Below are 7,284 nucleotides of genomic sequence, written 5' to 3'. Positions count from 1 at the left end.
TTCCAGGAAGGAGACCAAGAGTGACAGGGAAATGGTGATCACCAGGTACATGGCCGCCACGGTAAACCAGATTTCGAAAGTGAGGTAGGTTTCGGCAATCAGGGCCTGGGCCTGCATGGTGAGGTCGTAGATGGCGATGGTGGAGACGAGGGCTGAATCCTTGATCAGCGAAATGGCCTGGCTGGTGAGGGGCGGGAGCACGGTGCGTACCGCCTGGGGAATAATGATAAAGCGATAGATATGGTAGGGGGTGAGGCCGATGGCGGAGGCTGCCTCGTACTGCCCTCTGGCGACGGAGAGGAAGCCCGAGCGGAAGATCTCCGAGGCGTAGGCCCCTTCAAACAGGCTGAGGGCCAGAATTGCCGCCACTATTCGGCCAAGGCCGAGAACCGGTCCAAGGACAAAATAAATAAAAAAAATCTGGATAAGAAGAGGCGTGTTGCGGCTCACCTCCAGGTAAAAAGTAGCCACTCCCCGGGCAATGGGGGAGTTGGAGACTCGCAGCAGGGCGGTGACAAGGCCGATGACCAGAGCAAAGACCAGGCTGACGGCGGAAATAAAGAGGGTGAATTTCACCCCCTCGACAAGCGGTCCTGCCCTGAATCCCTCTTCCGTCACGGTAAAGAGGAATTGCGGGATTCTGTACCACTGCCAGGAATAACCAAGGTCCTCTACGCTGTGGACAGTAAACCAGCAGATGGCTGCCATCAGCAGAAGGAACTGGCTGATATCAAAAAGGGGTGAGCGGAAAAATTTCGGCATTGATCTCTATGTCAGTAACTGGTCACAGGGGTGGCAATCATATGATTTTATTGCCTATGTCAGCTTCCTGCGGGTAAGCTGTTCCCTTGCCATTTCCGAGATACTCCTGAAATCAATCTTGCCGCTGCCCATTTTCGGGAGGGTTTCCCAGACCAGAAAGATTTTGGGCAGGGCGATGGCCGGGAGCTGTTTTGCCATCTGTTTGAGGATCTTTTTTTCATCCAGTTCTACTGTCACCACGGCGACAATTTTTGCGCCTTTGACGGCATCTGGGATCTCCACCACGCAGCAGTGGGCGTCTTCCGGCAGCAATTTTTCCAGGACATCCTCGATTTTAACGAGGGAGACCATCTCCCCGCCTATCTTGACAAACCGCTTCAGGCGGCCCACATGCCAGAGATAGCCGTCCTCATCGATATTACCCATATCTCCCGTATCATACCAGCCGTTCCGGATATGGAGGGAGGTCTGCTCAAAATCGTTGAAATACCCCTTCATCACGCTGTCACCCTTGACCAGGATGCGGCCGTCCTCGCCGGGGGCCGATTCCTCACCGGTTTCATAATTCTCAATGCGCACCGACATTCCGGGAATCGGTCTGCCCACACTGCCGGGCCGGTTGGCATTCCGGCAATTGGCAGAAATGACCGGGGAGCATTCTGTGGCGCCGTACCCTTCATAGACAGTGATACCGTGTTTGCTCATAAACCCTTCCCGCAGGGAGTCGGGACATTTGTCCGCTCCGGCCATGACAATCCGCAAAGAATCAAAGTCCCCTTTTTGCGATTTTCGTAAGTATCCCCAGAAAAAACTGGGGGTCCCCACGAGGAAGGTTGCCTTGTGATCGCGGATGATGGAACAGACTTTTTTATAATCGAGAGGGTTGGCGTAGGCCAGCATCTTCATGCCGTGGCAGAGAGGCAGCCACATGGTGACGGTAAGCCCGAACACGTGGAAATATGGAAGGATGCAGAGAAAGACATCTTCGGAGCGAAAGTCAAAGACCGGTGTAACCGAATTGATATTGGCAAGGATGTTCTTATGGGTGAGTTGTACTGCCTTCGGGTCCTTTTCCGAACCGCTGGTGAAGAGGATGACCGCAGTGTCGTCCTCTTTTCCGCCGTGGACCATCTTTTTGATCAGGGGAGTGGGCAGGGCGGCTGTCAGGGCGGCCTTCAGTTTCTGACTGGTGGTGACCGCTGCCATGATATCTTCGATATAGATCATGCCTTCCACATAGGGACATTCTATTTTTTCCAGCAGGGCCTTTGAGGTGATGATGGTCTGGAAATCGCATTTCTGCTGGGCGTACCTGGCGTTTTTTTCGGCTCCCGTGGAGTAGTTGATCATGACCGGAATTCTGCCCGACATGAGGAGGCCGATCTTGGTGAGAATGCAGCCGGCGGAGGTGGGAATCATGATACCGATGAATCCCCTGTCCAGTTTGGAAAAAATTCCTGAGAGCAGGAGGGAGGCAATCAGGGCTTTTCTGTAGGTGAGTTCTCTTCCCGTGGCAAAATCATGGATTGCCGACTTCCCGCTGAACTGCCTGGCGATGTCGATGAATTTATGATGCAGAAGCACGTTATCCTCCATGGTGATGTCGGTTTCTCTGGGCATATGGCTGATTTGTCATGGTCCTGAACCCGTGACGGCTTCAAGAGAATATCTGTTTCAACTACCATTTTTTGGTTGAATTGGCAACCGCAACACATCTGTACCGCAGGAGAGGCAATGTTTTTCATATTTACCCGTTACCTTTTTACTTTTCCGGGGTTTGTAAAGAGTAGAGGTGAGGAAAAAATGAAAAGAGGTTTTTTCAGCAACCGGAACAGAAAAGGAGAGTAAAATGAAACGGATTATTATGATACAGATAATGGCGGGCTTACTTTTAGCACTGTGTCCTCAACGGGTGCGGGCAGGAAATGTACAGTCGGGTGTTGATGCCTATAATGATGTCTATTACGGAGTTGGTGCCTTTACCCGGCTGGCGGGAGACGACGGCATTCTGACCGAGGAGGACTGGATAAACAATCGTTCTGCCATTGAAGCCCGGTATGGGGCTGACTTCAGATGGGACAGGGCCATGGCCTTTGACGAGGACGGCGATGGTGCGTTAAACAGGTCGGAGGCCGGGAATTACAGGGACGCTGAGGCAAAAAGGCTGAAATCGGAATGGCGTAAAAGAGGAGACCGGCTCACCGCAGAAGACAGGAAATGGCTCAAAAACCATCCAATAGTCGCTGAAACCCTTGCCGGGAACAGTCATTATCTTGAAACGCACCCCAAGGTGGCAAAGGCCATTTATTCCGACAGAAAATGGTTGAACAGCCATCCGGAGGTGGCCGAAAAACTGTATGGCAACCGGAAATGGCTCGACGCTCACCCCGAGGTGGCGGAAAAGCTGTATGAAAACAGAAAGTGGCTGAATAACCATCCTGATGTGGCAAAGGCCGCCTATAATAACAGGCACTTTCTTAATAACCACCCCCAGGTACGAAAGGATCTGAAAAAACATGAATCAGTGCTTCGAAAACATCCGAAGCGGGCAAAAAAAGGTTATCAGCAGGCAAAAAAACACCCCCGCAGTACCAAAAAAGGGTATAAGGCAGTAAAATATCATCAGAACAGTTCCGGAAAATCACGGCGAAAATTCAAGCGCCATGCACGAAACAGGCAACTTCACAGAAAATAAGCGACGAGGGAAGATGATTATCCGGAAACCGGAGAGTCTCTTGGAAAGTATTTTGAATAAACTGGGAGCGGTACACTGATTATTGGCGGCCTGATAGAGGTAGATGAAGATACGCGGCTGATGCTTCAGGTCAAAAAAGGTGATCTTGACGCCTTTGACCGTCTGATCACCCGGTACAGGGACCCGGTCGTGAATACTCTCTGTAGAATTACAGGGACACGTGATGGTGCGGAGGATCTTGCGCAGGAGGTGTTTCTGCGTGTTTTTCGGGCGAGGAAAACATATAAACCACGGGCGAAGTTCACCACATGGCTGTTTCGTATTGTGAAGAACATAGGAGCCAACGCTGTCCGTGACAGAAATCGTGCCGGGACCCTTGTTCTTGTCAGGGGTGGCGGTCCGGGCAGTGGTGAGCCTTCACTTGCAGACCGGCAGCCTGGACCGGAAGAGAGGGCCGGAGCGGCGGATCTGCAGAGAGCTTTGCGAAAAGCGCTGGCTGCCCTGTCTTTTGACCAGCGGATGGCTGTTGTCCTCACCAGGCTGGAAGGGATGACCTGCGGCGAAACGGCAGAAATAATGGAAAGCAGTGAAGGAGCGGTTAAAATGCTGGTGAACAGAGCAAGAAAAATTCTGGCCCGGGAATTGAGTGATTTTATCGGGGAAAGCTGAGGGGAGGCGAGCATGGCAGATAAAGACAGGGCTCTGGAAAATGCTGTCAGGCTGTTGGAAGAATCGGAAAAAATTGTTTTGACCGACGATTTTAACAGGGCGGTGCTGGCCCGGTTGCAGGAAGATCATTCACGGTCCCGAATATGGTACAAGTCTGCCGCGGTTTTAGCCGTCTCCCTGGCGGCTGTTTTTACCTTCTGGAGTTTTCGTCCGGATAACGGAAAACCGTATCTGGCAGGAAAGGGGAACCGGGACCTTGAGATTATAGAGCATCTGGATATTCTGGAGAAAATGGAAGTGCTGGAGCATCTGGATGTTTATTCCGACACTGCTTCGTTGCGGCTTTTTCTGCAACTACTGGAAAAATAACTGAGAGGTTATGTTGTCTGTTGAAATCCGAAAAGGCATGATCTGTCTGGGAATACTGTTTCTGCTGTTGCTTTCCGTTTTGCCGTGCTCTTCAGCTGCAGCGGAAGAAAGTAAAGTTCCTGCTGTTTCCGGCTCCAATCTTGCCCAGTGGAAGGCCATGTCCGAGTCCCGCAGGGAACATTTGAGAAAACTCAATGATCGCTACAGGTCACTGACAGTGGAAGAACAGGTTCTGTTGCGGAAAAAACTGAAGCAGTTCAACGAACTGCCGTTGAAAATGCAGCGTATTATTCTCAATAACAGCAGCCGGCTGGCGGCCCTGTCCGAAGATGACAGGCGAGGATTTTACAGACTTATCAGAAAATACAGGAATCTGCCGGCCTCGAAAAAGGCGCTTGTCCACAGGGCGTTCAGGAAAATTAAAACCCTGCCGAAGGAAAAACGGGCAAGACTCTTTTATCTGCTGCTGGAGGAAATGAAAAAATCGAAACCGGAGATCAGAAAGGTTGTCAAAAATTTTCTGAAAGACCTGAATCCGTGACGGCTTTGTGATTTTTTTCGGGTATTGGTTATATGTCGGCTTTTTCCAGAATCGAATCGGGGATTTCCTTTTTGACCCGGACACCCATTTCCTTGAGCTGTTCCGCGTGGGAGATGAGATTTCCTCTTCCCCGGCCCAGTTTACCCATGGCCGAGTCATAAGTCGCTCTACAGGTGGCAAGTTGTCTACCGATCTTTTCCATCTCCTCCGTGAACCCCCTGAACTTGTCGTACATGAGGCCTGCTTTTCTGGCGATTTCGATGGAGTTTCTGCTCTGCCGCTCCGACTGCCAGATATTTTCAATGGTGCGCAGCGTGGCCAGAAGGGTAGTGGGGCTGACGATAATTATTTTTTGCGTCAGGGCATCGTTGAAAACCTGTTCACTGTGTCGGTAGGCCGTTGTGAACGCGGCCTCCACCGGCATGAACATCAGTACGAAGTCCAGGGAATTGATGCCCTCAAGCTGCCCGTAATCCTTGCTGCCCAGCAGGAATATATGGTCCCGGATCGCTTTGATCAGCTCTTTGAGGTGGGCGGCCCTGGCCGCATCATCATCTGAATTGACGTATTTCTCCCAGGCAATGAGGGATACCTTGGAGTCGATGATGACTTCCTTGCCTTCAGGCAGACGGACTATAACATCCGGTTTTCTCAGCTTGTTTTCGTGGTCGCGAAAGCCGGACTGGATCTCGTATTCGTGTCCTTTGCGAAGCCCTGACTGCTCAAGAACCCGTTCCAGCACAAGCTCACCCCAGGTGCCCTGCACCCTGGTATCCCCTTTGAGGGCACGGGTCAGGTTAACCGCTTCTTCGTTGATCTGCCGGTTCAGGTCGCGGAGTTGAAGAATTTCTTTTTTGAGGGAGGTGCGCTCCCTGGTATCGTTGAGGTGGATCTCATTGATTTCCCTTTTAAACGATTCAAGCTGGCGGTTGAACGGGTCGAGAACTGATTCCAGCTGTTCCCGGTTCTGCTCCCTGAGCTGTGAGCTTCTCTCTTCCAGGATCTGTCGGGAAAGGGAGGAAAAATAGTGATCCAGGCTCTCCACGTTATGTTTTCTTTCGTTTTTCAGAAGGGTAATCAGTTTCGCCATGCGGATCCGCTGCCTGACAGCTTCTTCCTCGGCCTCGCGCAGTTTTTTTTCGGCCAGTTCAGTTTTCCTGTCGCCTGCCGCCAGCTCTTTTTTAAGATTACCCAGACGAAAGAGTGTTGCCAGAAGGGAAAAGAACAGAACAACGCATAGTGGAACCAGGAGCAGGGTGCTGTCCGGCAGAGTCTGGAGATTTTCAGCCATTTCTCTGAAAAAATAAAAAAAACCGTCCATCAGAGATGCGGCTATAGAGGCCAGGGTCGTTCTCTTCCGCCCATGACATGCATATGAATATGGAACACAACCTGGCCCGCTTTAGCTCCGTTGTTGAAGATCAGCCTGAAGCCGTCTCCGACTCCCTGTTCCTTTGCTAGCTGGCTGCCGATGCGCATGAGCTTGCCGAAAATCCTGTCGTCTTCTTCTTCCACATCAACAGGGGCGGCAATATGTTTTTTGGGGATCACCAGGAAGTGTTTCGGGGCCTGGGGAGCGATGTCCCAGAAGGCGAGGATTTCATCGTCTTCATACAGTTTGTCGGAAGGGATTTCTCCCGCAACGATTTTACAGAACAGACAGTCGGTCATTGTATTGTCTCCCTTGGGAATAATTCAACGTGTTGGAAAAAATAACCACGAAGCCATTATGGATTCAGGGATAATATATACAATATCAAAGCCTTTTCGTAAACGAAAGAGCTTCTTAAGGAAAATGGAGTTGCTGGACAAAGCTGTTCTGGAAATTAATGTCGGTTGCCAGGTCTATGATCTGAATCCTGCGGGCCAGCTCTTTTGCTTTGTTGAAAAAGAAATCGTCGCACAGTGCCATGATGGCACCGGTACCGGCGGCGTTGCCCGCCATTTCTATCCTGTCACCTGAAACCGCGGGGATCATACCAAGGGTGAGCAGGTCATCTTTATTGAGAAAGGAGCCGAATGCACCGGCAATAATGATTTTACGGGGTGAATTAATATCGGCCGCCCGCAGCAGGAATTTGATCCCGGTGATCAGGGCACCCTTGCCCAGTTGGACGGCTCGGATATCTTTCTGGCTGATGACAATCTCGTTGGTACCTGGCTGGAGGACAATGGCTGCTTCACCAGCTTTTTTTCGAATGGCGGGGACGTTTTTCAGGTCTGCGATGCGGCCGTTTTTTTCTATCAG

9 protein-coding genes are annotated in these 7,284 nt (G+C 51.1%); 4 read left to right on the top strand and 5 right to left on the bottom strand.

Features of this window, described 5'->3' with window-relative positions:
- Both ACXLDX_RS14140 and ACXLDX_RS14135 read right to left on the bottom strand, forming a co-directional pair.
- Positions 1-762 (bottom strand): amino acid ABC transporter permease (locus ACXLDX_RS14140; protein WP_457577833.1); only part of this gene is annotated, 762 nt, incomplete at its 3' end.
- 54 nt (positions 763-816) lie between these two features.
- Positions 817-2,382 (bottom strand): AMP-binding protein, encoded by a 1,566-nt coding sequence (locus ACXLDX_RS14135; RefSeq protein ID WP_457577832.1) that lies wholly within the window; start codon positions 2,380-2,382, stop codon positions 817-819.
- Positions 2,383-2,611: 229 nt separating this feature from the next.
- On the opposite strand from ACXLDX_RS14135, the gene ACXLDX_RS14130 reads away from it, so the two are divergent.
- The 4 genes from ACXLDX_RS14130 (at position 2,612) to ACXLDX_RS14115 (ending at position 5,036) form a co-directional block, all read left to right on the top strand.
- Positions 2,612-3,457, top strand: a complete 846-nt coding sequence (locus ACXLDX_RS14130) for an EF-hand domain-containing protein (protein ID WP_457577831.1) — start codon at positions 2,612-2,614, stop codon at positions 3,455-3,457.
- Positions 3,458-3,577: 120 nt separating this feature from the next.
- Positions 3,578-4,126, top strand: coding sequence for an RNA polymerase sigma factor (locus ACXLDX_RS14125; RefSeq protein WP_457577830.1), 549 nt, complete (start codon positions 3,578-3,580; stop codon positions 4,124-4,126).
- A gap of 12 nt (positions 4,127-4,138) precedes the next feature.
- Entirely contained in the window at positions 4,139-4,495 is a 357-nt protein-coding gene (locus ACXLDX_RS14120) for a hypothetical protein (protein ID WP_457577829.1), read from the top strand.
- A gap of 10 nt (positions 4,496-4,505) precedes the next feature.
- A complete protein-coding gene (locus ACXLDX_RS14115; RefSeq protein WP_457577828.1) occupies positions 4,506-5,036 on the top strand; it encodes a DUF3106 domain-containing protein in 531 nt (176 codons plus the stop codon).
- A gap of 28 nt (positions 5,037-5,064) precedes the next feature.
- On the opposite strand, the gene ACXLDX_RS14110 is transcribed toward ACXLDX_RS14115, so the two are convergent.
- The 3 genes from ACXLDX_RS14110 to ACXLDX_RS14100 form a co-directional block, all read right to left on the bottom strand.
- The gene (locus ACXLDX_RS14110) at positions 5,065-6,357 is read right to left on the bottom strand and encodes a DNA recombination protein RmuC (RefSeq protein ID WP_457577827.1); all 1,293 of its coding nucleotides are present in this window, start codon (positions 6,355-6,357) and stop codon (positions 5,065-5,067) included.
- A gap of 11 nt (positions 6,358-6,368) precedes the next feature.
- On the bottom strand, positions 6,369-6,707 hold the full coding sequence (locus ACXLDX_RS14105; protein WP_457577826.1) for a histidine triad nucleotide-binding protein: 339 nt from the start codon (positions 6,705-6,707) through the stop codon (positions 6,369-6,371).
- Positions 6,708-6,822: 115 nt separating this feature from the next.
- Positions 6,823-7,284 (bottom strand): ASKHA domain-containing protein (locus ACXLDX_RS14100; RefSeq protein WP_457577825.1); only part of this gene is annotated, 462 nt, incomplete at its 5' end.

This window comes from Desulfomarina sp. (assembly GCF_054039375.1).
The sequence above is the reverse complement of the archived record's forward strand: the minus strand, read 5'-3'. Positions and strand labels throughout refer to the sequence as shown.